A 23,917-nucleotide genomic window follows, 5' to 3' on the forward strand; every position below is an offset into this window, starting at 1 on the left:
CACTTGACTTTTGAATAAAAGGATGTAAGATGGTTGTGTCGGTAGGCGCCATCGACGAGTTAAAAATTTTTAGAACAAGTATTTAGGAGGCAACATTAGTGAGAACAGAAGGAACAGTCAAATGGTTTAACGAGTCTAAGGGATATGGTTTCATCACTGCAGACAGCGGCAACGACGTCTTTGTTCATTACAGCGCTATACAGCAAGATGGTTTTAAGACGTTGGCTGAAGGTCAAAGAGTTTCTTTCGAGATAGTTCAGGGAAACAAAGGGCCACAGGCATCTGAAGTAACGGCTCTATAACTTTTAAGAGTGACACTTCAATAGCCTATCGAAGGGGCGTTTCGCAAGAAGCGCCCCTTAAAATTTTGTGCCTTGTATTTATAAACAAGAAATTAGCGTTGATTATACCCTTCTATATTTTATTTTGTAGCATGTTCTTTGCTATTGGGTATTCACGTCTATATTACGGGCTGCGTTGGCAATTAGATCGTTAACGAACTTTCTGCGATCATCCTCGTTGGTTATCTTTATATAATCGTTCAAGACATCGAAGGTATCCAATCGGGCAGTTTCCACAATTTGAGTAAACATATTAACGATCTCATCGGTATGCTTATTGATAAATCTTTTCTTGGTTCTTTCCAGTTTTTCTTGTGTTTTGATAATCATTTCTTCTATGGTACTTCTCCTTCTCCTCCGTTTAGCCTTGTTTTCCGACAATTTAATTTCCCTCCTTTTATTCTAGACTTAGGATTCATTATACTATCAATGATTACTAAAATCCATAATTGTTTTTGTCATACATGCTTGATTTTTAATATCTCGGTTAGATTTATATGTTTAAGCCGAGATATTGCATTGGGTTAAGTCTAAAGGCAAGGTTTGGAGGGAAATACTTATAAATATAGAAGCGTTTAATTGTGCCATATTTACCAGGGTCTAATCTTATAAAATTTATTTGATTAATCGTCAGGTGATCGTGGGTTATAGCAACTTTAGGAAGATCATTTTCAATTCGAGGTTACTTATAGTGCATTTCGCATGCGTGACCCTGTGACTGAAAACCCGCTTCAGAAATCTCCATTAGCTTTCTTGTTTGCTGCTTTTAAGAACTGTTTTAAGATGTAAGGTCTTTGAGAAACGCTTATAAAATCCTTAAAATATCGAGTTCGGTCTTAAAATGCATAAAAAATAGCACTAGCCACCATCTTTTTAAGTGGCTATGGTTTAGGCTATCTGCTTCAATTTTTTATACGTTCCCTATGATGTAATCCAGTTAATTCAGATACTAAGAAAGTGAATATGATGCCCGTACCGGGCTCGTGAAGTCTGCCTTCTTTCACAACAGCTTCGTATATAGACTTGTATTCGTTTATGTCACTAAGAATCAAAATTATTTCTTTGGATGCCTCTATGCGTAAATTAAAAAATTTCAACGCTTCTGATTGTCCTGTACCTCTCCCGTAGATGATGGTGGCTCCTTTCGCACCCGCTTCTTTTGCCTTTTCAACTATTTTGTCAGCTTTTCCTCTTTCAACTATGGCGACGATACATTTAACTTCCATGGCATTATCTCTCCTTGCTTGCTTATGGATTTATATTTTCGTTAGTATTCCTAGCGCAAGTACTGATATTACAGCACCGATTGAAGTGAGTCCAATAATGCCAAAACCATATGTCAATGGATCAACATTTTCAAGCACCTTTGCTAAGCCAATTGCTATGGCCATGTTGATGGGGATGTTAACGGGGCCGGTAGTTGCGCTAGCGGAGTCCATAGCTATAGATACGAATTCCTCTGGAGTGAAGAGAATCAGTATGACAATCAATAAGAGTAAAAATGTCGCGATTTTCGAAAAAGGTATATTGTTTAAGATTTTATACACGCCAATGCCCATTCCGCTGCCAAACCCAATGGCAACGGCATGAATCAAGGTTTTGCGAGGTATGGCTCCAACAGATACCTCTTCAACCTCTAAGGCTAATGCCTTTAAAGCTGGTTCGACGAGAGTTCCCAAATATCCGATGGCAAATGCTGCTACAACTATTAACCACTTATTATTTAATACAACAATGCTTTCTCCTACCGAATTAGCTAAGGGATGGAGACTCAAGAAAACGCCCTTTAAGAAGAAATGTAGACCGAATATACAGAGAAGAATCCCTAATATAAATTCTTTGATATTTTTAATTGGTTTTTTTAGTATAATTAGTTGAAAAAGTACAAGTATAATTGCCAAAGGAAGTACGCTTCCAATAGTTTCCCATAGGTCTTTTAGAATTGTTAACGCTCTCATGATGTGGCAACCTCCCTGTATCTCAAATAGCATTTGCGAAAGAGGTGGAACCGAACAAAAACTTGCCTTCAATGCGTTCCTAAAGCGATGTTTATAGGTTTAAGCTTGATAATTATACGAGTAATGTAAGTTTCTTTAAAAACGGCATGAAAAGCCCTATTCTGGTTTGAGACTTATCGTTTGTCCATTTTTACATATACACAAATCGCCACCATTCGGTCGCCCTCATTGTTATCTTACCATTGCTCATACATTTGTGGTGAGATTTATTTTCTAAAGGGTTTTAAAGTAAAAAGGAAGGCCTGAAGGTTCTTCAGTCGAGAAAGGTAAGCTGAAAGCGTAAGAAAAAAGACTAACAATTCTTGCAATTTATTGATTTTTCAGGATAGTTTAGCTTGCAAATTTTCGGGAGATATAGGTATACTATGATAGGCAATGCGATGTAAAGTCGGGGATATATACACGATGAATGAAGAGCCTAATTTACAGGGAGGTCGAATGCAATGGAAGTTCTCAAGGTCTCGGCAAACTCTCAGCCAAAATCTGTCGCAGGAGCTATAGCTGCAGTTATGCGAGAGAAGGGTGCAGTGGAGGTGCAAGCAGTAGGTGCAGGGGCGGTAAATCAGGCCGTTAAGGCGATAGCGATTGCACGGGGCTACGTGGCTCCTAATGGCATTGATCTAATTTGCATTCCTGCTTTCGCTAAAATTAGTATAGATGGTGAGGAAAGGACGGCAATTAAGTTTCAGCTGGAATCAAGATAATCCTTCGTAGATGTTGATAGGCAAATCCCCGACGTAGAAGTACTGAAAGCGCGGCAATAGGAGGAGCCGCGCTTTTTACTATGCGAATCTTTTGATATCATAATTTTTGCTATCATTATAAATTACTGATTGCAAAGAAATAGGAGGCGTCGATAAATCATGGACATCATCAAGGCACCTAGAGGAGTAAGGGACGTACTTCCCGATGAATCGTGGAAATGGGCTTATGTAGTTGAAACTGCGAGAAAAGTGGCCGATGCTTTCGGGTATGATGAAGTGCATTTACCCATTTTTGAGCATACAGAATTATTTTCAAGAGGTATAGGAGATTCAACAGACGTCGTAGAAAAAGAAATGTATACTTTCAAGGATCGTTCGGGCAGGAGCTTGACGCTACGACCGGAACTTACAGCTTCCATGGTAAGGTGTTATCTGGAGCATGGAATGTCAAAAAGAGTGCAACCTGTGAAGCTATGGAGCGTTGGGCCTATGTTTCGGTATGAGCGTCCACAGAAGGGCAGATATCGCCAGTTTTGGCAGCTTGATGTTGAGGCCCTTGGTTCTGGGGCTCCTGAGGTGGATTTGGAAATAGTAACTTTTGCGGTTTATTTGTTCGACACTCTCGGGCTTTCTAATCTCGAGGTAGTGGTGAATTCTGTAGGCTGCCCAGCCTGCAGGCCTGTTTATCGAGAAGCTTTAAAAGAATATGTCGGATCCAACTATGACGAATTATGTAAAACATGTCAAAACAGGTTTGAGAGAAATCCCTTGCGGATACTGGACTGCAAAAATGAACACTGCCGTGAGATAATGAAGGAATCTCCAGGCATGGTCGGTTATTTGTGCGACGAATGTAGTGAACACTTTCAAAAAGTGAAAGAAGGCATGTCACTGCTTGGCATTTCTTATAAAGAGGACAAAAATCTTGTGCGTGGTTTAGATTACTATACAAAGACTGCCTTTGAGGTTCTTTCGGGCGAACTTGGGGCTCAAAATGCAGTATGTGGCGGTGGAAGGTACGATAATTTGGCTGAGGCTATAGGTGGTCATCATGTGCCGGGAGTGGGTTTCGCTGCTGGTATTGAGCGGATTGTTTTGACGATGGAGGGCCAAGGGTGCGATTTTGGCCGAAAACCAGGCATTGATGTATTTGTCGCAATAGCAGATGACTCAGCAAGAAAAGCGGGCTTGAAATTGCTTTACGACATCAGGCGCGATAAAGTAAGCGCCGATATGGATTATTCTGGCAAATCACTTAGCTCACAACTTAAAATGGCTTCAAACAAAAAGGCAAAGCTAGCATGCATATTAGGTAGTGCCGAGATACAAAAAGGCGTGGTTACCGTAAAAGATCTCGCCAGCGGGCTTCAAGAGGAAGTTCATCAAAATTCTTTAATGAATCATATAAAGCAGTATATTGTACGTTAAACTTTGGAGGCGAAACGAATTGTCTGGCGCTTTTTTTGACGAAAATTGGAAAAGAACGGTTTATTGCGGTAGGGTGAACCAAGACGATGAGGATAAGACGATTGTAATTAACGGATGGGTACGAAAAAGGAGGGACCTAGGGGGCATTATATTCCTTGAAATCTGGGATCATACAGGTTTAGTTCAGGTGGTTATCAATCCTGAAACCGATGTGTCTCTACACGAAAGGGCAAAACAGCTTAGAAGCGAATATGTAGTGGCGATAAAAGGTACGGTTAAAAGAAGACCAGCCGGTACTGAAAATCCTTCCTTGGCGACTGGAAACTTCGAGGTCATCGCTAAAGATTTATTAGTACTGTCTCCTTCGGCGCTTCCTCCTTTCGATCCAAATGAGGCTGATGCGGTTGATGAAAATATCAGGCTTAAATATAGATATTTGGATTTAAGGCGTAAGGCCATGCAAGGAAATTTACGCCTAAGGAGCAAGGCGGCACAATACACAAGAGTATTTTTTGATGGGGAGGGTTTTGTTGAGGTAGAGACTCCTATGTTGACAAAGTCAACACCCGAAGGTGCAAGGGACTACTTGGTTCCAAGCAGGGTGAACCCCGGCAAGTTTTATGCCCTTCCTCAGTCGCCGCAAATTTTTAAGCAAATTTTGATGATATCAGGCTTGGATAAATATTTTCAGATAGTCAAATGTTTTAGGGATGAAGACTTGAGGGCCGATAGACAGCCGGAGTTTACTCAGATTGACGTGGAGATGAGCTTTGCAACCGAAGAAGACATCTTTAGCCTCATTGAAGCTTACATGAAAGGGCTCTTTAGCGAGACGTTAGGAGTGCAGATTCAGACGCCCTTTATGCGTTTATCTTACGCCGATGCAATGGAACGCTTCGGTTCCGATAAGCCAGATTTAAGGATACCCTTTGAGCTTGTTGACTTAAAAGACGTCTTCGATGGCAGGGGAATTAGAGCCTTTGAAGTAGGAAAAAATGGAGCTATTAAGGGATTTGTATTACCCGATGGTGCATCTTTATCCAGGCAGGAAGTGAGTACTGTTGAAGCTATGGCCAAAGAGCTTGGAGCTAAAGGTTTGGCCTGTTTTCAGTGGGGTGATAAGTTAAAAGGTTCTATGGTCAAGTTTTTAGATGAAGAGGGCACAAGGTTATTAATAGATCGATCAAAATTATCTCAAGGAGAAGCCCTTTTTGTCATGGCTGACGAGGACAAAAGCAAAGTGTGCGAGGTCATGGGTCAACTCAGATTGGAAGTTGCAAGAAAACATGATCTTGTCGATAAAGATAAGCTGGCCTTTTTGTGGGTAGTGGATTTTCCTTTATTTGAGTGGAGCGAAGCGGAAAACCGTTATGTTTCTGTTCATCATCCCTTTACTTCGCCCAAAAACGAAGACTTGCATTTACTTGAAAGCGACCCCTGGAATGTGAGGGCCCGCGCTTATGATATAGTATTAAATGGGAACGAGATAGGAGGAGGCTCCATTAGAATTCACGATCCCAAAGTGCAGGAAAGTGTGTTTAAAGTCCTGGGTTTAAACAAAGAGGAAGCTTTGGATCGTTTCGGGTTTTTGCTTACAGCGCTTTCTTACGGGACGCCTCCCCATGGGGGGATAGCTCTTGGGTTCGACAGGCTGGTGATGCTGCTAGCCGGAGTTAAATCAATTCGTGATGTCATAGCTTTTCCCAAGACCCAAAAGGCGCAGTGTTTGCTTTCAGGTGCTCCTTCATACGTCGACGAAAGTCAGTTGGAGGAACTACACATTAAGGTAATAGCAACAGAGGACGAGGAGGAGCAAAGTTGACATTAAAGCATCTGAAGGGACGTGGCCTGGTTGTTGAACAGACGCGTGAGGATTGGTTATATGATCTCGAAGGGGACGTTGCGCTGAATGGTTTTTTATTCGTCGAAGGATGGAAGGAGTCGAAATTCATGCAAGCTTGGTACGAAAAAAACAAGGATAATTTAATACAAGCAAATATATCAAATTACGATCTTACAATGCAACTTTTGGGAATTGAGTACGATGAATCGGGACATTATAGTTCGTCGCGGATAAAGGTGAAAGCAAAATGCGCTACCTAATTGTCAAGACTGGCGATACGGAATTGCTGCGGGACTCTCACTTGGAGGGCATCTCTGATGGTGAGGTGTTTAGAAGTGGCGTGTTGCTATCTCGTTTATTGCCTCGTGATAATGAAGTATATTGGTATGGTGTTCCTAAAAAATTACGAGCACTTTTTCCACCGAGGCAAAACTTGCGCTTTGTGGACTCGTTCGACGAGGTTGAAGAGCCGGATGAGGTATTTTATCTTGAAAGAACGGAAGTTGCCATTCCGAAAAAATGGGAGACAAAGACTAGGGGTTTTTATTTAGATGGTCATTGTTGGCGAACCGTGCCTAGATTTCCGGAATTGGAAGATGTCATTTCCTCTGGCCAAGGCAGTAGCAGGTATTCGCATCCGCATTGGCTTTATAAGTTGTGCGGCATGACTTGGAGGGGTGAGCCTTATTGGTCTTATCTCCGCGTACAAGTGGGTGAAACTCGCAAGACGCCCTTAGTTGGATTGAATCCAAGAGTGGGTATTAAATGGCCACAAAAAGGTTGGCCTATGGAGCGCTGGTGGGGCTTGTCCAAGAAGTTGAATGCATTGGGCTGCAAGGTGACATGGCAACCAGGCGGAGACATGCAAAGTTATGTTGATTGGATATACAACCTCGATTTGCTTATAAGCGTAGATACGCTTGGGTTGCATATAGCGCTTGGTGGAGGAGTACCTGTAATTGGCCTTTTCGGCCCCACTTCACCAGAAGAGATCCCAAAATGGGGCGTGGGGTTTTGGTTGTGGGAGCGTGGTGGCAAGATGACGCACTCTGTGGATCGCGTATTTGACGCCACACGAAGATATCTTAGGGCTATTAGAAGCGGCCATATAAAAGGTCATCCCGGGACTTCACTGTTAAATGATATGTTTAAAAAGATAAACAAGTATCCCAGCAGCTGGACAAGGTTCAATCGGCTAGTGTAGGTGTTTGTTGAGTTGAGTATAATATAAATGTGGCCTTACCTGGGCTTTTTTAGGTTTTCCAAAGATTTATAAGATTTTTTACGAGAGGGAGGCGATGATAGATGGCTAAGGTGACATATCTTGGGCATGCGGCCTTTTACATTGAGGGAAAAGGAATTAAAGCCCTGATTGATCCTTTTTTGTCAGGCAATCCTTCTAGTGCATGGAAACCATCGGATGTGAAAGAACTAGATTATATCTTTATTACCCATGGGCATGACGATCACTTGGGTGACACCCTTCAAATAGCTAAAAATACTAACGCAACGGTAATAGCTAATGCCGAGATCTCCGCCTATTTGACGTCAAAGGGCCTTAAATGTCATAGCATGCATGTGGGCGGCAGATACGCTTTCCCCTTTGGGAGAGTTAAGCTTACTCCGGCATGGCATGGCTCTGGCATTACCGAAGGAGATCAGACGTTGTGCGGCGGAACGCCATGCGGGTTTTTAATTGAGGTGGAAGGCAAAAAGTTGTATCATGCTGGCGACACGGGTCTTACCATGGAAATGAAGCTGCTCGAGCAAGAACAAGTAGATCTTGCCATGTTGCCCATAGGCGGAAACTACGTAATGGACATTGACGACGCCGTAAGAGCGGTAGAATTCATAAAGCCAAAGAAGGTAATTCCAATGCACTACGATACCTTCCCTGTAATAAAGGCAGACCCCCATGAGTTTCAATCGAAAGTAGGCTCCCTGGCCGAGGTAATAATTTTAGAGATCGGACAAAGCTACGAGATTTAATGTTTTAAGGCTAAGTAGGGAGGAGAGGCTTGCAATCAGTAACTCTTGAAGTTGAACGGCTTTTAATAGTTGCATCCCAGTTTTAATATCTAAGGCCAAATACAGGGTGAAAGATCCTTTCGTCGTGCAGGAACTTTAGTTGTTCTTCGAGAGCGCTTCGAGCAGCCTCTCCAAGCTCCACGGAAAGTATGGAAGTTAAAAGATGTGCCAAAAATAAGGGCCCTATGATGCTGCTTCCGAAAGTTGGACTTAGAGCGCTGACGTAAAACTGAAGTGTTGCCACGGAGCAAACAGGAGCGGCTGCGGTGTCAGTAATTGTCATGATCTTTGCTTTCTGTGAGGCGCATTTTGTAACTGCTTCTGTAACCTCTACAACATAACTCGGCAGTTCGCAAACTATGACCATATCGCCCTGTTTTACGCCCCGCACTTGCTCCATCATGGCTAATGATCCTCGTTTAATCATATGTCCCGGAAGGCCCATTACCCTGAAGCGCATGTAAAAAGTTTCCGCAACGAGAGAAGAAATTCCCCAGCCCATGCAGTAGATGTTATTTGCTTCTTTGACCAGTTCGACAAAGGCGTCAATTTTTTCTTTGTCAGCCATTCTCCACGTACTATCCAAATTTGCGTGTTCCGCCTCTAAAATACTTGGTGCCAGGCCTTCACCGCGCTCCTTTGCCTTGACCAGCATTGTAACGGGATCTATCTGTTCTAAAATGACCTTTTGAAGAGCTGATTTTAAATCGGCATATCCTTTAAAACCTAGTATCCTGGAAACTCGAACTAGCTGAGCTTTCGATACGTTTAATTCGTCGGCTACTTCCCCAATGGAGCGAAAGGCTGCTTCTCTCATGTTAGACAATAAATATTCAGCTACTTTTCTAGCTTTTTTGGGTAATGCAGGTATCTTGTCTCGTAAAAGCGATTCAAGCTCTTCTTTAGTCATCCCTTGTCACCTTTCCTGATAAATAAGATATTTTTGTTTAAAATTAACAAAAAAAGTTTACAAGTTAATTGAATATATGTCAACGATCCTTTTGGCAAAGTTAAAAGTCCATCGCGTACTATCTTTCCGCGATGGACTTTTCGCTAAGAAACAGCATGTAGTGTCATCTCGTTCATCGGCGTCATTAATTGAGCATTGCTTAAATAGTCTAAACCCGCTCGAATCTGGCTAAAAAGTGCCTGAGTATTGGAGGTTCATAGGTAAATTTTAACCCCCGAACAGTTTCACGCTTGCCATAGATGTCTATCAGTGACTTTGCTACATAGCCCATATGGTTATCCGTATAGACCCTTCTGGGGATGGTTAGCCTCAAGAGTTCCATGGGTGCTATTATGTTTTTCCCCTCAGCGTCCCTTCCCATCATGCAAGTGCCTACCTCTACAGCTCGTACGCCGGATTCGAGGTAAAGCTCTACTGCCAAAGCTTCTCCCGGAAATTCCTCGGCCTCTATGTGGGGGAGAAATTTGCCTGCGTCGACGAAAACAGCATGTCCTCCCACCGGGGTTTGAATTGGTATACCTGCGTCTGAGAGTAGCTTACCTAAGTATTCCACTTGACCGATCCTAGCCCTTAAATAATCCACATCTAAAACTTCTTTTAACCCTCTGGCTACAGCTTCCAGATCTCGTCCTGCCAGTCCGCCATATGTTGGGAAACCTTCGTAAGTGATGTTTACTTCCCTTGCGCGGTTATAGAGGCTTTCGTCATCTTTAATTCCTATCATGCCTCCGATGTTTACTAAGGCGTCTTTTTTTGCGCTCATCGTGAACCCATCGGCGTAACTGAACATTTCTTTGACTATTTCTGCAATTGTCTTGTCGGCGTAGTCCTTCTCGCGAGCTTTGATAAAATATGCGTTTTCAGCAAAACGGGCCGCGTCGATGTAAACCGGGATATTGTTCTTTCTGCATATCCTTGAAACCTCTCGGATGTTTTCCATGGATACAGGTTGCCCACCAGCACTATTACAAGTGATCGTGATGAGCATGAATGCTATATTTTCCGGTTTCTTTTCTGCAATGAAACGCTCAAGTTTGCCAAGGTCAACATTTCCCTTGAAGGGATGATATTTTGAGGTATCGAAGGCATCGTCCACAACGAGATTTACTGGTATTCCTTTCTTTAAACGGATATGAGCTTCAGTGGTATCGAAATGCATGTTGCCCATTACGTATTGGCCCGGTTTTATCAGTATGCTAAAAAGTGTGTTTTCCGCGCCGCGACCCTGATGAGTTGGCACGACGTAGTTATATTCGAATACTTCCTTGACTGCTGCTTCAAGGTGATAAAAGCTTCTGGAACCGGCGTAGGACTCATCACCAATCATGATTCCAGACCATTGATTGTCGCTCATGGCATTTGTACCGCTGTCAGTGAGAAGATCGATGAACACGTCTTCTGCTTTCAGGGCAAACACATTTAATCCAGCTGCTTCGAGTCTTTTTTCCCTTTCCTCTCTGGGTAGCAAACGAATGGGTTCCACAACCTTAATTCTGTATGGCTCTGGCAAGCGCATTTTGTTTACCTCCTCAATTTATATTTATTTTGCAAAGTTCATTTCTAATGTACTCGACGATATCTTTTGCTTTTGGCGGGCACCCAGGCAAGTTATGCCTTATGCCGGCAGTGCAATTTCCGACGCCAATCCCTTCTTCTTTTTTGTTTCGAAATCCTTGGCCAATCTTAATTTTTAGATTTTTCTTGGAGAGGGCTTTTAAAAGACCTTCATCCTGCAACCTGGCAAGGGCGTGGATGAGGCTGCCATAACAAACAGAGCAAGCGGATCGCGCGTCAATGTAACTAGATAGCCGGTGGGCCAAAGGGGAGGCTAAAATTGGTTGTCCTGCCTGGCGGTGTCCCAGTTCTATTATTTCTGCCTTATCCACATCCGTTGACCCGACTCCATATTCCTCAGCCAAAGTTATGTATTTGATTGAGTGAGGATTTAAACCGATAAGTTCAGCCCCATAGGCATCGATGAGCACAGGATCATAGCCGACTATGATTCGATTCATTGGCACTGGGTTGCCGCCTTCTTCGAAGGTAAGGTCACCGCACATGCCGTCAACTACCACTAAGTCCGTCTTTATAGCTACGTTTAAAGCAGCTATAGGGCGGTGAAGCCCTTGGGAGTGAAAACGTCTTTTCTCGCTGTCGGGGATGCAGCCCTTTAAGTTTTTAAGGGCACAGGTTAATTTGGTCTGGCAATGAGCCTTAAGCACAGGTACGTTTATAAGATAATCCAGATCGAGAACGCTTTTGCATATCGTCAATTTCATGCCGGCAGCCCTTACTTCAGTAACTTTATCGTCTTTAAGATTTAATAACTTAACAGCATATTTTGATTCCAAGTCCTTATATCCACAGGCGTAAAAAGCGCGATCGGTATCGTGCCCAATGGAACTGCTTTCTAGCACCACTATATTTTGACAACCATAATCTAGGAGGTATTCTATTATGCCAGCAACTATTTCAGGTGAGGTAGTTGCTCCGGACTCTGAAGGGACATCCTTTATCAAGTTCGGTTTTATCCCAATTTTGGTTTTGCCCCTAACTTGACGTGGATCCGACAAAGCTTCTAAGGCTTCTTTTGTCATTTCTTTAGGATTTATACCGTAGTTTATTACAAGTTTGTTCATGATTTCACCCTAGAGTAGGCTTTTAGAGCCAACACCAAGTATATTCGCTATTGTTGGTCATTATTTCACTCCTTGAGCTACTGTTATATCTGAGATGGGTTGACAAAGTTAAAAATTTATAACACCAGCCGCAATCGTTAGACAATTAAATTATATCAAGTTATGGCTTTTATCATACAATTTAAATCCGTAGTCGTAGATTTTTTCTTTTTTTGGATGTAGCCATGTCCTCGTCATGGTAGAATTTTGGAAGAAGGCGTCTGCGCAGTACCGATGAATGTCTTAGGTATAATTCACGATGTGTGTATCCCTTGAGGATATATATGCTTTCTTAGGTGTCGAAGATTTCGGAGGTGGTGAAGTTGTTTAAAAGATATTCCAAAGTGTTAATGTTGCTTTTAGCAGGGATAGTTATTATCAGTATGCCGCTTGAAACGCTGGCAAAACCTAGCGATCCCGTTACTGGGAATCCCATAGCCAAAATAGCCCAGGACGCGTCTCCTGCGGTGGTTAACATTGACACTGAAACGTTAGTGCAACAACCTCTAATTCCCTTTATCGATGACCCCCTTTTCAGGCAATTTTTCGGAGAAGAGTGGCGACGATTTACTCAAGTTATTCCAATGAGGGGCAAGGGTTCGGGGTTTATCGTTTCCAAGGATGGTTATATATTAACTAACAATCACGTTGTAGAGAGTGCTGATAAAATTATCGTCACCTTGGCCGATGGCAGACAGCTTGACGCGAAGATTGTAGGGAAAGATCCGACCTTCGATCTAGCGGTGATAAAGGTTACTGCAACCAACCTGCCTGTGCTTTCTATGGGTGATTCTGATGCAGTCCAAGTTGGCGAATGGGTCGTTGCTATAGGAAATCCATTCGGCCTAGAACATACGGTAACTGTTGGCGTCATCTCGGCTAAAAATCGTTCCGTTCGCGCCGGGAATCTCAGCTTTGACGGTTTTTTGCAAACCGATGCGGCCATAAACCCGGGCAACAGCGGCGGCCCGCTATTGGACTTGGATGGCAAGGTGGTGGGAATTAATACGGCTATCATACCTTACGCACAAGGAATAGGTTTCGCCATACCAGTTAACATGGCTAAAAATGTTATAGATGATCTGTTGACATATGGCAAAGTGCGCAGAGGGTGGCTTGGCGTTTATGTTCAACCGCTTACAAGGGATTTCATACAAGCTTACAATTTGAAGATCAAAGAAGGAGCGGTAGTTGCAGATGTGATGCCCAATTCTCCTGCAGAAAAGGCCGGCATAAAACGAGGAGACGTCATAACTAAAATCGATGGCATTCAGATTAAAGATCCGCAAGATTTGGTATTTCAAGTGCGAAAACATATGGTTGGAGACAAGTTAAAAATAGAAGTTGTAAATCGGAGTGGCAGCAAAACCGTCACTGTTACTTTAGAAGAAATCCCCGGACAAACAGAGACCTCCAATGTAAAGTCGTCGGATTTAGATACTCTGGGCATTGAAGTTTCCCCTATTACTCCTACATTAAAAGAAAGATTTGGAATCCAAAAAGATCAAGGCCTTGTGGTTACCGAGGTAAAGGTGGGTTCTGCTGCTCATAAAGTGGGTCTTCGGGAGGGCGATTTAATCCTTGAAGCGAATGGTGTGCCCGTTAATAGTGCAGAAGATTTAAAACGCGCTTTAAGCCAAAGTGCGGAAGTGGTTGTCCTTCTGGTCTGGCGCGATGGGCGGACCTTTTTTGTCTCCCTGCGGATATAAGTTTTTGAGCATGACTTGGAGGTGTAATCTTTGAAAGCCAAGGACGTCATAATTATCTTAGATTGCGGCTCTCAGTATACACAGCTCATAGCAAGAAGAATTAGGGAACTTCGCGTATATAGCGAGATTCTTCCTTGGGATGCTTCTGTAGAAGAGATACGCTCAAAAAGCCCGAAGGGAATTGTTATTTCGGGAAGTTCAAGAAATGTGCCACTTTCAGAAGCCCCTACGGTATCAAGCGAGATCTTAGAAATTGGCATTCCCATTCTTGGTATATGCTATGGGATGCAATTGTTGTGCCATATCTTGGGTGGCAAAATAGCCAAAACTGGGTCAGCCGAATATAGACGTATTCAAGTGGAGATCGAGGACGAGAATGCCAAGCTTTTAAAGGGGCTACCTAAGCGTTTTTGCGCCTGGATGAGCCGTGGGTATTCTGTCGCCCAGCTTCCACCTAACGTGCGATCCTTAGCGAAAAGTGAAGATGGGTCCATAGCCGCGATGGCCACTCTTGATGATCGGATTTGGGGCCTTCAATTTCATCCCGAGGTAGCTCACACCGAACATGGTCTTGAAATTTTAAGGAACTTCTTATTTGACATATGTAGCTGCGAACCTTCTTGGAATCTGGAGGATTGGGTGGAGGAGAAGATAAAAGAAGTTGCACAAATAGTCGGAAACGACAAGGTAATTTGCGCCTTATCCGGTGGAGTCGATTCTACTGTGGCTGCTGTGCTTACTAGAAAGGCGATAGGGGATAAACTTCATTGTGTCTTCGTGGATAATGGCCTTTTGCGCCTTAACGAGGCTGAAAACGTTCTTTCCGTCTATCGCCAAAAATTGAACCTAGACGTTCGCTACGTCGATGCTTCAAATGAATTTCTCCAGGCTTTAAAGGGGATTACAGATCCCGAAGAGAAGCGGAAAGCGGTGGGCAAAACGTTCATAGACGTCTTTGAGCGTGAGGCCGAAAAGGTGGGCGACGCAAAATGGTTGCTCCAAGGCACACTTTATCCAGATGTAATTGAAAGCGGACAAGAAAGCAGGGGGGCATCTATTATAAAGACCCATCATAACGTGGGTGGATTGCCCGAAGAAATGAAATTACAGCTGCTGGAACCGTTAAAAGATCTTTTTAAAGACGAAGTCCGGGCTATAGGTGCTATTTTGGGGATCCCACATTCGATATTGCGTCGGCACCCCTTTCCCGGTCCGGGACTTTCTGTTAGATGCTTAGGCGAGGTGACGCCGGAAAAACTGGAATTGCTCAGACAAGCTGATGCTATATTTATGGATGAATTGGATTCATCCGGGTTTTACGACAAAGTATGGCAGGCTTTCTGTGTCCTTCTCCCCGTTAGAAGTGTTGGCGTGATAGAAGATGAGCGCACTTATGGGTATACCATAGCGCTTAGAGCAGTCGAATCTTTAGACGGTATGACGGCCGATTGGGTTTACCTGAGCCGTGAATTGCTTGACAAAATTGCGCATCGCATATGCAATGAAGTTACAGACATCAGCAGGGTGGTTTTGGACGTGACTAGCAAGCCACCCGCGACGATAGAGTGGGAGTAAAAGCAGCTTTACTGTTCTTTGTCCGATCCAGCAGCTGCGGTAAACTTGTGGCGAGGCGCAATAATCTGAAAAATAAGAATTAAAGAGGGAGGATGGATTTCCTCCCTCTTTAATTTATAGCTTGTATGTTATTCATGACAGCAGCTGGGACAGCCTTCACATCTATCTACCTGCTCGAACATATGATTGTTAATTCAGGCAAATTTAGCCAATATTTTAGGAAGTTAAACTTCATATTATATAATGCATAATCTTAGCTAAAAAATTAAAGGCTATTGATTTTTCATTAAACGCATGATATAAATAACTACAAGTCGAACCCAAATTTTAGTCAAATTGATAAATAGTCTCTTCGTTGTCGTCCATGTCATTTCGTGATATTCCTTGTTGTGCCCCATCTCAATTTAGGCTGTGTGATCATATTTAAAGCAGATGAGCCGTTTTCTTATTTTTGTTTTTCAAGCAAAGTTAAGCGAAAAGATATCAAGCCAAGAAGCTAAATTACAAAGCGGATCACCATAAATTGACATCTTCAAAGCAGGAGGTGAAAAGGGAATTTATGAGAATAACGATTGAATTTTCCCCACAGTCGGAAAAATTAACCCTTCCCATTCACTATAATAGCCTGATCCAGGGCTTGATCTATAACAACTTGGATGGTCTTGTCTCAGACCGCTTGCATAATGAAGGATTAGCTTTTGGAAAAAGACAATTTCGCTTTTTTACCTTTAGCCGCTTATATGGAAGGTATTTGATTGGCAGGGAAACCATTGAATTTACCGGCCCACTTAAAGTACATGTAAGTTCTATTCACGAAGATATACTTGAATCCTTTGTGAAACACCTCTTAATTAAAGGCAAAATACAGTTAGGGTCACAAGAATGCGAGCTAGTTCGAATAGATGTCGAAGAAAGGCCGAACTTCACCCGGCCAATAAAGGTAAAAACGCTTTCTCCGATAACCATTTACAGCACGTTAACTACAGGTAGTGGTCGGAAGAAAACCTATTACTACAGCCCCGCAGAGCGCGATTGGGAAATTCAAATTTTCGCAAACTTATGGAGGAAAAGCCAGGCGTTGGGTTTGGGACCCAATGATCCAGCGTATTTAGCAGGATCAAGGATAAGGCCAATTAAGGTTGGCAAACAAGACCTCAGGATAATGAAATATCGCGACACCGTAATCAAGGGTTGGACAGGCATTTACGAATTGGACCTTCCAGAAGAATTTTTCTATCTTGCCTATGATGCCGGTTTAGGGGCAAAGAACAGTCAGGGGTTTGGGATGGTTAAAGTAGTTTGATTCAAATGGAATATTTTCAGGAAACCTAAAATATTAAAAATTAAGTGTCCTGATCAAAGTGGGTGGATATAATGGGTTATAGCGTGTCTATCGATTTATCTAGTCCTACGGGTAATTTTTGGATGGATAATGGTTTAGTTACCTTGTATTGCGAATTTGGAGAGGGCAATTATGATTCGGATTATATTTTAGAAAAACTTACAGAAAAAATAGTGCAAAAAACTGGCAATAAAGGCAAATATTTTGACAAGAAGAAAGAGGAACTTGTAGAGTACGAAAAAGTCAACTGGAAATATCCTACAAATCAATTTATAAAGGTATCTGGCAAAGCTGGAACAAAGGTCAAGATCGACGGCGAGGAATATTCAACACAACCGCCCATATTTGACCTCAAATTAAAATTGAGCAAAAGACATGGCATCTGTAACCTTTGTGGCATAGAGGCACCTCTTACAGATGCAAAAATGTGGATGTTCCCTTTTATGGTAGAACCATCAAAGTTTGGGAACTTCTATTCAGGTTCAAAACGAGGTTTTAAGCTTTGTGCTCGTTGTGCATTGGCCGGGCTGGCAGGTTATATAGGATGGCTTTGGAAGGCTCAAGGAAAGGTGCTTCACTTTTTTGTCTTCCACTCTGATCTTAGCACAATGGAGAGACTTCATCGTGAGGTATTTTTGCCTTTAAGAGCAGAAGGCGAAAAAGGTGGAAATACCCCTCGTTTACCTTTCTGGGGATCATATATTCATGAAACAACCCTCGGGTTGTTACTGTCGCTTTTTTCATACATCTCAAATCCAAAAGATATTCCCGAAGAAACAAGCAAATGCTTGGCCTCCTTGTTTAGAGTAGGTTCAGTGCCTTCCTCTCTACCCTCATTTATTACTCTTTATGCAGTTACCGGCATAATGGGCCAGGCATTTTCAATGAAGTCTGTAAAAGAAATTACAAAACTTCATTCTCTTTATAAGCTCTATGAAAAATGGGTAAATGAGTTTGAGCGAAGAGAATTAGATAATCCACCTCGACAAATAGCATTGGTACTCCGACAGTTCATGTCTCGACAAGGGAATAAAGACGAAACACTATGGCGTGATAAGGTTGCTCGGGCAATACTTGATTTCGCAGATCCATTTCCAATTATGGAAACATTCATTTTTGACGTTCGTGCTAAAGAAAAACCCCCAAAACCTTTGGTAATGGGGACTTTAGATATGTTTAATATCTACCTCAAGGAGGTGCTTAATATGGATGAGAAGTTTCAACGAATCCTTGCTGGTTTCGGTTACACACTAGGAAGGGCAGCGAAAGAAGATGGTGAAATGGGCCTGCTTTATGCTTTGCGTAACGCTAAAAAACCAGAAGAATTTTATCGTGTATTAAATGACGCACAATTTCGCTTGGAAATGACCATTCCGGAAGCTCTACTTCGCATTGAAAAGGGAGAACGTATCTTCGGTGTGCCTTGGGTAAGAGTCAAAACCTTACTTGCAATTTATGCCATGAATAGCTATTTGAGAGAATATGCGAGAAAAGATAAAGATTCTGCAACTTTAGAAAAGGAGGAATAAGCATGTGCAAGGCGATTGCTATTGGTTATTTAATCAAAGTTTCAGCAGCAAACGTGAATGCATCATATACAGAGGGTAACGTTATGGTCACTAAAAAAGTAACCCTTCCTGATGGTAGCACAATACCCTATATTTCCGGGCAAGCCATTCGCCGAATGTTGAGAGATAGACTAGCAGAGCTGGGGCATACCCTATCAGAGCCCTTTGCCGAGGTTAGTGGACAGCAAGTAACTCCACCTATTAAACCTTGGGATTACGTAGACGAAGACTTGTTTGGGTATCTTGATCCGGCAGGATATCGCCGCACTTCACCTGTAAGAGTATCTGTGGCAGTGGGGTTATTTCCTTTTCAGGGTGATCGTGATCTTGGAACCAGGTCGTTTGAGCGTTTTGGGCAAGCAATGTCGACGGGAGGCAATATATTTGAAACGGAATTATATGCAAATCTATTTAAAGGAACGATTTTGGTTGAGCTCGACAGAATAGGTGTATTCCCTACTTTAGAGATCAAAGAGAAAGAACAAAAAGAACTTCCTATTCCTGACCGCAGAAAAAGGTTACAGGATTTATTGGAGGCCCTGAATATATTATGGGGTGGAGGACGAACTGCCAGGATGCTTACGGATCTTTCGCCAAAATTTATTGCCTATAGCAAGCTTAACGTCAAACATCCAGTTTTCCTTGAAGCCTTAAGTGCCAAATATGAAAATAACAAATACGTGCTGGAACTAGAGCCCCTTTTAAATGCCCTAGATAAGTTCAAAACGTATCGCAAGAGCACAATATTTGGATTAGAACCGGGTGTTTTTGATAATGAACACGAAATCAGCGACCGCCTTAAAAATTACGGAGAAGTGGTGCCTGTACACGAGGCCATTCAAAAGGCCAAAATAGAGGTGGAAGACTTGTGGAAATGATACTTTGCTTGAAAGTTCAGTCGCCAGTGGTTTCTTTCCGGCGACCCCTAGATCACAACTATCAACGCACGCTGCCCCTACCTCCTCCTACTACTCTCATCGGCCTTGCTGGTTCTGCGTTGGGACTGCCAGATCGTGAGCTTTGGACAAAAGATAGTCTCTTGGATGATGTAAAACTTTCAGTCTGGATGGATCAAGAACCGGGCCGTGCTAGCGATATGTGGACATTGTTGAAAATTAAAAATGGAAAAATGGAACGTTCTCCTTACGTGCGTGAGCTTTTGTTCAACGTATCTTACACAATCATCTATAGTGCTGATGAACAGCTACTTACAAGCTTAAATCAAGCTTTTCAAAACCCTGCTTATCCCTTATCGCTTGGGCGAGAAGACGAGTTGATATTAGTAGAAGATATAACAATAGACGAAGCCTCTCCGGGTGAACCTACATTTTACGGTACGGTAATAGCGGGTGATGTAAGAAAAATGCATATTCATCCGATGCTTGAACCAGGGATACAATTTGAACCACCCATAATCGAAGAACTTCCTTTGAATTTTAGTGTTGATAATAAAAGGTTACGCCATCCACAAAATTATGCCACTTTAAGTTTTTTGCCTTTTCAATTAAAAATGGAAATATCGGGACTACAAGCCCTAAAATATCAAGGGAGAAACTTCGTATGGATGAACTGTTAGCTAAACCTGACGTGACTCTTTTAAGGCATTCAGCAGATGTAATGCATTTAGGCAATGACCTTGCTAACCGTATGAAGCTAAATAGTCGTTTACGCATGAAAGCTTTACTTGCTTGCGCGTTACACGACATAGGAAAGGCAACAATAGACTTTCAGGAATACATACGACGTAGAAAAGGACGAGCCTATCCCCATGCTCTGGCTTCTTTTCCGCTCATATTAGCAGCCGAAGGCATGATAAACGATTATTACAATTGGGACAGTTGTGAGTTAACGGCAACGGCATCCGTATTAACTCATCATTCTCCTTTAGGAGTTGAGCTTTACAAAGGCTTTGAAGCTCCAAGGTATCATCCTAAACTAAAAGAGATTTTAGGAGATCTATGGAATTTACTTGAATCTTATGAAATAAAGGGGCTACCAGGCGTAGAACAATTTTTGCAATCTGCACAACCTTTGCTTGGAAAAGATAGTTCACCTGCTATTATCCTTGATACCGTAATTAATTATGGAGAGTTGAAATATAGCATACGAGGCCTCCTGCAATCTCTTCCCGTCAATGAATTCACTCAAGTTAAAACAGTATTACATCTCTCGGACTGGTTAGCCTCGGCAGGTAAGAATGATGCTTCTATATTGTTTTTAAATAGTGGTGGAAAGATAATCAAATCCCATACAAGTAAATTTCCATTAAGAAACTTCCAACGACAAGCAGAAGGTAGCTGTGATGAGAATATTCAACTTCGAGCGCCCACGGGTACAGGTAAAACTGAAGCACTTTTGCTATGGGCAAATGACGCGGATCGCTTAATATACCTGCTTCCTACCCAAGCAACCGTTAACGCCATGTGGGAACGATTACGAGAAATTTATGGTGATGGCAATGTGTCTTTGGCTCATGGACGAGCAAGCTATATGCTACATATGGAATCCGAAGAAGACATTTTGGAGGAGCGGCTATTTGGATCTGTTTTTGCAAAACCAATCACAGTGGCCACCTTAGACCAATATTTAATCTCACATCTTAACGGGCGTCACTGGGAAGAGCGTAGATGTCTTACCAAGCAATCCAAAATAGTACTAGATGAAATTCATGCCTATGAACCTTATACGTTAGGGCTTCTTTTGAAAGCGCTTGAGACAGATCCACCCGCTTACTTTGCGATAGCCAGCGCTACGCTTCCGCCGTCGTTATTGAAGTTATTTCCTAAAGGAACGCTGATAGAAGCCGAACACAACCTATGGCGACGAACTCGTCATCGACTACACCTTGAAGATGATTTGCTGCAAAATGTTTTAGAAAGAGCTTTGTCTTTTGCAATTAGCGGCAAAAGGGTACTCATAGTGGCTAATACTATTCGCGAAGCCCAAATGCTTTATCAAACATTGAAGAACGAGTTAAAATGGGATAAATGCCATTTACTGCATGCTCGTTTCGCCTTTAGGGACAGACAAGAAAAAGAACAAAAAGTAAAAGATCCCAAACCAGGCACTATTTTTATCGCTACTCAAATAGTTGAAGTTAGCCTGGATATATCATATGACGTTCTTTTGACCGAAATAGCCCCGATTGATGCTCTAGTTCAACGTATGGGTCGGGTTAACCGATTTGACGATCAACCACCAGTTCCTGTCATCATATGTTCTAGATACTCCGAAAATTCTGGGCACGTTTACGGAAAAGAGATACTGGACTATAGCCTTGAAATTTTAAGAGAATTGCCTGAACTACCGACAGATTACGATTTAGCTAGTGCTACTGATCGGCTTTATACACATATCATGGCTCTGGATAGCTGGAACAAGGAATTTAGCGAAGGAGCTCAAACATTAGAAGAAATTCAAAATGTATTAGGTTGCTATACGATAGATTTGTCGGACGAAAATATGCGCAGTAAATTTACTACTCGTCGGGGTCAGATCTCCATTGACGTAATACCCGAAACATTTTTACAAGATGTTTACGGCCTTTACGAAAGAGGTGAAACATGGCGCATAGTAGAATATCTGACGCCTATACCGATTTGGTGGATTCATCGGTTTCCTGAACGATTTCCCTTATATAAGGACATCCGATACCTTATTACAAACCTTAGATATGACAATGAGATTGGATTACTGCCACCTTATTTAGAGGAAGATCAAGATGATACACATAAAGACCAGGATTTCAGCAATATAATGATATAATGATGAAACAGCATAACGAATCATATCAAAATTATGAAGGTAATATTTATACCGGAGAAAAACTTTTCTACACAGGCACCCAAGTTTACTATTACGAGGTGTGCCATAGAAAGCTTTGGCTTTACTCACGCCACTTAGAAATGGAAAAGTCAAGCGACAAGGTCGCCTTAGGAGCTCTCCTTCACGAGACAAGTTACCCGCGTTTAAAGAAACATGAGGTGTTGATCGATTCTTTAATTAAAGTTGATATTTTGGAAGAGAGTGGCAAAGTTCTCGAAGTAAAGTATTCTAATAAAATGATAGAAGCTTCAAGATTGCAAGTGTTGTATTATCTTTACTACCTGAAGCGCAAAGGGTTTGATGGGCTTATCGGTGAATTGCGTTTTCCACGACAGAAAAGGAAAGAAGACGTGATACTGACCAAGGAAAAAGAAATGGAAGTTGAGGCAGCATTACAACATATAACACAACTAATAGGACTTCCTAGCCCGCCTGTTGTTGAGTGGTCTGGTATATGCCGCTCTTGCGCTTATGCGGAGTTCTGTTGGGGGTAGAAGAAATATGAGACAGACGATGTACATACTTTCAAGCGGAACCCTCGAAAGACAGCAAAACACGTTGGTTTTCAAGGATGGCGACGGCAAAAAACGCTACATGCCTGTAGAAACGATAGCTGATATACAGATATTTGGCGAACTGAGCTTTAATAAACGATTTCTTGAGTTTTTAACACAAAACGAGATTACGATGCATTTTTTTAACCATTACGGTTATTATGTTGGTTCATTTTATCCGCGAGAATACTATAATTCAGGTTGCTTAATTTTAAAGCAATCAGAACATTATTTAGATTCACAAAAAAGAATGGACTTGGCAAGGCGATTCGTCTCAGGTGCAATTAACAATATGAAAAAAGTCTTAGAATATTATGCAAGAAGAGGCGTTGAAGACCTTTCTAGTGCTTTAGATAAGCTAGATCAATATGTTGCTGCCGTTGAGTTACAAAGTTCACCCGAAGCGTTAATGGCAATCGAGGGCAATGCCCGTGAAACTTATTACAGTGCCTTCGATGCCATTATCGATAATGAGGATTTTGCGTTTGCAAAAAGAACGCGGAGGCCGCCGCAAAATCGTCTGAACGCGTTAATCAGCTTTGGAAACTCCTTGCTTTACGTCACGGTTTTAAGCGAAATTTACAGAACACACCTCGATCCAAGAATCGGGTTTTTGCACGCTACCAACTTTAGGCGTTTTAGCTTGAATTTGGATGTTGCAGAAATTTTTAAACCTATTTTTGTTGATAGGTTGATATTTTCTTTAATAAATAAAAATCAATTGAAGGCAAGGGACTTCTCTTCTGGTGTTGAGGGAGTTTATCTTTCAGAAGCTGGTCGACAAAAGTATATAGAGGAATGGGAAAAGAGGTTAAGGACGACCATAGATCATCCAACATTAAGGCGGAAGGTATCCTATCGCAGATTAATTAGGCTCGATTTATATAAAATTGAAAAACATCTCCTGGAAGATCGCCCCTATGAGCCCTATACCTCAAGGTGGTAAAGTTGTTTGTGATCATGGCTTATGATATTAATGTAGAACGTGTTACAAAGGTGCTTCATGTTGGAAGAAGATATCTTAATTGGGTTCAAAATTCCTTGCTTGAAGGTGAGCTAACAAAAGCACAATTTGCCAGGCTCAAGGCTGACCTGCGTAAAATAATTGACGTTGAAAAAGACTCTGTCGTATTTTACGTCTTACGGCAACAACAATATCTCGAAAGGCAAATTTTGGGTTTAGACAAAGGAGGGCAGACGATGATGATATGATTTGTCGACCCCCGGTAGTGCAAAAACACCGAGGGATCGACACAGTCTAAAACTGATGTAATTCTTAGTGATGATCGCATTTCTTTATTATGAAAAAGCGATTTGACCCCTCACTGCTAATT

The 23,917-nt window shown here is 42.1% G+C and carries 23 protein-coding genes; 17 read left to right on the forward strand and 6 right to left on the reverse strand.

Annotation, left to right across the window (positions count from 1 at the left end; translation table 11 throughout):
- The first annotated feature begins 98 nt into the window (after positions 1-98).
- On the forward strand, positions 99-302 hold the full coding sequence (locus Q7P41_RS01330) for a cold-shock protein (RefSeq protein ID WP_303881560.1): 204 nt from the start codon (positions 99-101) through the stop codon (positions 300-302).
- A 141-nt stretch (positions 303-443) separates the two neighbouring features.
- On the opposite strand, the gene Q7P41_RS01335 is transcribed toward Q7P41_RS01330, so the two are convergent.
- From Q7P41_RS01335 to Q7P41_RS01345, 3 genes are all read right to left on the reverse strand, one after another.
- The gene (locus tag Q7P41_RS01335) at positions 444-722 is read right to left on the reverse strand and encodes a F0F1 ATP synthase subunit gamma (protein WP_303881561.1); all 279 of its coding nucleotides are present in this window, start codon (positions 720-722) and stop codon (positions 444-446) included.
- A gap of 521 nt (positions 723-1,243) precedes the next feature.
- Positions 1,244-1,567, reverse strand: a complete 324-nt coding sequence (locus Q7P41_RS01340) for a P-II family nitrogen regulator (RefSeq protein WP_303881563.1) — start codon at positions 1,565-1,567, stop codon at positions 1,244-1,246.
- Positions 1,568-1,597: 30 nt separating this feature from the next.
- Positions 1,598-2,299 (reverse strand): DUF1538 domain-containing protein, encoded by a 702-nt coding sequence (locus Q7P41_RS01345; RefSeq protein ID WP_303881565.1) that lies wholly within the window; start codon positions 2,297-2,299, stop codon positions 1,598-1,600.
- Between the two features lie 503 nt (positions 2,300-2,802).
- Between Q7P41_RS01345 and Q7P41_RS01350 the strand changes: the two genes are divergently transcribed.
- From Q7P41_RS01350 to Q7P41_RS01375, 6 genes are all read left to right on the forward strand, one after another.
- Positions 2,803-3,063, forward strand: a complete 261-nt coding sequence (locus tag Q7P41_RS01350; RefSeq protein ID WP_009200339.1) for a stage V sporulation protein S — start codon at positions 2,803-2,805, stop codon at positions 3,061-3,063.
- 159 nt (positions 3,064-3,222) lie between these two features.
- Positions 3,223-4,491 carry a histidine--tRNA ligase gene (gene hisS / locus Q7P41_RS01355; RefSeq protein ID WP_303881571.1) on the forward strand — a complete coding sequence of 423 codons (1,269 nt, stop codon included), beginning with the start codon at positions 3,223-3,225 and terminating at the stop codon, positions 4,489-4,491.
- A 19-nt stretch (positions 4,492-4,510) separates the two neighbouring features.
- Entirely contained in the window at positions 4,511-6,313 is a 1,803-nt protein-coding gene (aspS, locus tag Q7P41_RS01360) for an aspartate--tRNA ligase (protein WP_303881572.1), read from the forward strand.
- Entirely contained in the window at positions 6,310-6,594 is a 285-nt protein-coding gene (locus Q7P41_RS01365; RefSeq protein WP_303881574.1) for a hypothetical protein, read from the forward strand. The genes aspS and Q7P41_RS01365 overlap by 4 nt, the downstream gene beginning before the upstream one ends.
- Positions 6,582-7,538 carry a glycosyltransferase family 9 protein gene (locus Q7P41_RS01370; RefSeq protein WP_303881575.1) on the forward strand — a complete coding sequence of 319 codons (957 nt, stop codon included), beginning with the start codon at positions 6,582-6,584 and terminating at the stop codon, positions 7,536-7,538. Before Q7P41_RS01365 ends, Q7P41_RS01370 begins: the two co-directional genes overlap by 13 nt.
- 101 nt (positions 7,539-7,639) lie before the next feature.
- Positions 7,640-8,323 carry a metal-dependent hydrolase gene (locus Q7P41_RS01375; protein ID WP_303881576.1) on the forward strand — a complete coding sequence of 228 codons (684 nt, stop codon included), beginning with the start codon at positions 7,640-7,642 and terminating at the stop codon, positions 8,321-8,323.
- An 82-nt stretch (positions 8,324-8,405) separates the two neighbouring features.
- On the opposite strand, the gene Q7P41_RS01380 is transcribed toward Q7P41_RS01375, so the two are convergent.
- The 3 genes from Q7P41_RS01380 to Q7P41_RS01390 all read right to left on the reverse strand — a co-directional run bounded on the left by Q7P41_RS01380 (position 8,406) and on the right by Q7P41_RS01390 (position 11,971).
- Entirely contained in the window at positions 8,406-9,272 is an 867-nt protein-coding gene (locus Q7P41_RS01380; protein ID WP_303881578.1) for a MurR/RpiR family transcriptional regulator, read from the reverse strand.
- A 208-nt stretch (positions 9,273-9,480) separates the two neighbouring features.
- Complete coding sequence (locus tag Q7P41_RS01385) at positions 9,481-10,848, reverse strand: tryptophanase (RefSeq protein WP_303881579.1); 1,368 nt, start codon at positions 10,846-10,848, stop codon at positions 9,481-9,483.
- A 13-nt stretch (positions 10,849-10,861) separates the two neighbouring features.
- Positions 10,862-11,971 carry a DUF362 domain-containing protein gene (locus tag Q7P41_RS01390; RefSeq protein WP_303881580.1) on the reverse strand — a complete coding sequence of 370 codons (1,110 nt, stop codon included), beginning with the start codon at positions 11,969-11,971 and terminating at the stop codon, positions 10,862-10,864.
- A gap of 356 nt (positions 11,972-12,327) precedes the next feature.
- Between Q7P41_RS01390 and Q7P41_RS01395 the strand changes: the two genes are divergently transcribed.
- From Q7P41_RS01395 to Q7P41_RS01440, 10 genes are all read left to right on the forward strand, one after another.
- Positions 12,328-13,719: a DegQ family serine endoprotease gene (locus tag Q7P41_RS01395; RefSeq protein ID WP_332636592.1), complete on the forward strand. Its 1,392-nt coding sequence runs from the start codon at positions 12,328-12,330 to the stop codon at positions 13,717-13,719.
- Between the two features lie 30 nt (positions 13,720-13,749).
- A complete protein-coding gene (gene guaA, locus Q7P41_RS01400) occupies positions 13,750-15,294 on the forward strand; it encodes a glutamine-hydrolyzing GMP synthase (RefSeq protein ID WP_303881582.1) in 1,545 nt (514 codons plus the stop codon).
- 559 nt (positions 15,295-15,853) lie between these two features.
- Positions 15,854-16,597, forward strand: coding sequence for a CRISPR-associated endoribonuclease Cas6 (cas6, locus tag Q7P41_RS01405; RefSeq protein ID WP_303881583.1), 744 nt, complete (start codon positions 15,854-15,856; stop codon positions 16,595-16,597).
- 71 nt (positions 16,598-16,668) lie between these two features.
- Positions 16,669-18,165, forward strand: a complete 1,497-nt coding sequence (locus Q7P41_RS01410; RefSeq protein WP_303881584.1) for a hypothetical protein — start codon at positions 16,669-16,671, stop codon at positions 18,163-18,165.
- Positions 18,166-18,167: 2 nt separating this feature from the next.
- Positions 18,168-19,082 (forward strand): type I-B CRISPR-associated protein Cas7/Cst2/DevR, encoded by a 915-nt coding sequence (cas7i, locus tag Q7P41_RS01415; RefSeq protein WP_303881585.1) that lies wholly within the window; start codon positions 18,168-18,170, stop codon positions 19,080-19,082.
- Positions 19,079-19,780, forward strand: a complete 702-nt coding sequence (gene cas5 / locus Q7P41_RS01420; RefSeq protein ID WP_303881591.1) for a CRISPR-associated protein Cas5 — start codon at positions 19,079-19,081, stop codon at positions 19,778-19,780. Before cas7i ends, cas5 begins: the two co-directional genes overlap by 4 nt.
- Entirely contained in the window at positions 19,765-21,969 is a 2,205-nt protein-coding gene (cas3, locus tag Q7P41_RS01425; protein ID WP_303881587.1) for a CRISPR-associated helicase Cas3', read from the forward strand. The genes cas5 and cas3 overlap by 16 nt, the downstream gene beginning before the upstream one ends.
- Positions 21,969-22,523: a CRISPR-associated protein Cas4 gene (gene cas4 / locus Q7P41_RS01430; protein ID WP_303881589.1), complete on the forward strand. Its 555-nt coding sequence runs from the start codon at positions 21,969-21,971 to the stop codon at positions 22,521-22,523. Before cas3 ends, cas4 begins: the two co-directional genes overlap by 1 nt.
- 7 nt (positions 22,524-22,530) lie before the next feature.
- On the forward strand, positions 22,531-23,529 hold the full coding sequence (cas1b, locus tag Q7P41_RS01435) for a type I-B CRISPR-associated endonuclease Cas1b (RefSeq protein ID WP_303881590.1): 999 nt from the start codon (positions 22,531-22,533) through the stop codon (positions 23,527-23,529).
- 14 nt (positions 23,530-23,543) lie between these two features.
- Positions 23,544-23,795 (forward strand): CRISPR-associated endonuclease Cas2, encoded by a 252-nt coding sequence (locus tag Q7P41_RS01440; protein ID WP_303881593.1) that lies wholly within the window; start codon positions 23,544-23,546, stop codon positions 23,793-23,795.
- The last annotated feature ends 122 nt before the right edge of the window (positions 23,796-23,917 follow it).

The organism is Acetomicrobium mobile, assembly GCF_937920065.1.

Coding starts and splice junctions, on each gene's coding strand:
- cas6 (WP_303881583.1), top strand. CDS start 15,854: ATGAGAATAACGATTGAATTTTCCCCACAGTCGGAAAAATTAACCCTT.
- Q7P41_RS01385 (WP_303881579.1), bottom strand. CDS start 10,848: ATGCGCTTGCCAGAGCCATACAGAATTAAGGTTGTGGAACCCATTCGT.
- cas1b (WP_303881590.1), top strand. CDS start 22,531: ATGAGACAGACGATGTACATACTTTCAAGCGGAACCCTCGAAAGACAG.
- Q7P41_RS01340 (WP_303881563.1), bottom strand. CDS start 1,567: ATGGAAGTTAAATGTATCGTCGCCATAGTTGAAAGAGGAAAAGCTGAC.
- hisS (WP_303881571.1), top strand. CDS start 3,223: ATGGACATCATCAAGGCACCTAGAGGAGTAAGGGACGTACTTCCCGAT.
- Q7P41_RS01410 (WP_303881584.1), top strand. CDS start 16,669: ATGGGTTATAGCGTGTCTATCGATTTATCTAGTCCTACGGGTAATTTT.
- Q7P41_RS01370 (WP_303881575.1), top strand. CDS start 6,582: ATGCGCTACCTAATTGTCAAGACTGGCGATACGGAATTGCTGCGGGAC.
- cas7i (WP_303881585.1), top strand. CDS start 18,168: ATGTGCAAGGCGATTGCTATTGGTTATTTAATCAAAGTTTCAGCAGCA.
- Q7P41_RS01375 (WP_303881576.1), top strand. CDS start 7,640: ATGGCTAAGGTGACATATCTTGGGCATGCGGCCTTTTACATTGAGGGA.
- Q7P41_RS01440 (WP_303881593.1), top strand. CDS start 23,544: ATGGCTTATGATATTAATGTAGAACGTGTTACAAAGGTGCTTCATGTT.
- cas3 (WP_303881587.1), top strand. CDS start 19,765: ATGGATGAACTGTTAGCTAAACCTGACGTGACTCTTTTAAGGCATTCA.
- Q7P41_RS01390 (WP_303881580.1), bottom strand. CDS start 11,971: ATGAACAAACTTGTAATAAACTACGGTATAAATCCTAAAGAAATGACA.
- Q7P41_RS01380 (WP_303881578.1), bottom strand. CDS start 9,272: ATGACTAAAGAAGAGCTTGAATCGCTTTTACGAGACAAGATACCTGCA.
- cas5 (WP_303881591.1), top strand. CDS start 19,079: ATGATACTTTGCTTGAAAGTTCAGTCGCCAGTGGTTTCTTTCCGGCGA.
- Q7P41_RS01345 (WP_303881565.1), bottom strand. CDS start 2,299: ATGAGAGCGTTAACAATTCTAAAAGACCTATGGGAAACTATTGGAAGC.
- Q7P41_RS01350 (WP_009200339.1), top strand. CDS start 2,803: ATGGAAGTTCTCAAGGTCTCGGCAAACTCTCAGCCAAAATCTGTCGCA.
- cas4 (WP_303881589.1), top strand. CDS start 21,969: ATGATGAAACAGCATAACGAATCATATCAAAATTATGAAGGTAATATT.